Annotated in this window: 1 protein-coding gene; it reads left to right on the plus strand. The window is 57.8% G+C overall.

Annotation, left to right across the window (positions count from 1 at the left end):
- A partial coding sequence (locus A3764_RS01215) for a multiubiquitin domain-containing protein (protein WP_067951061.1) occupies positions 1-217 on the plus strand: 217 nt, incomplete at its 5' end.
- Between the last annotated feature and the right edge of the window lie 89 nt (positions 218-306).

The following is a 306-nucleotide window of genomic DNA, read 5'->3' on the forward strand; positions in this document are numbered from 1 at the left end:
TAACGGTCGCGAGAAGACGGTGACAACGACCGAGCTTGGTGAGAACGATCTGATCGCCCTCGCCTATGAGAACCCGCCCACCGGCGAGATGATCTGCTTCACGATCACTTACCGGCGCGGTCAAGGCAACAAGCCAGAAGGCACGCTGGATGAGGGCGATACCGTGAAGCTGAAGGAGGGCATGATCTTCAATGTCACGGCAACTGATAAGTCGTAACGCCGATCTCAAGGCCCTCGAAGAGGGCGGATACGAGGTGGCCGTAAAGAATGGCCACCTCGTATCCGCCCTCTTCGAGGGCCTTGAGA

The sequence above is a fragment of the Sulfitobacter sp. HI0129 genome, assembly GCF_001635395.1.
Lineage (GTDB): Bacteria > Pseudomonadota > Alphaproteobacteria > Rhodobacterales > Rhodobacteraceae > Sulfitobacter.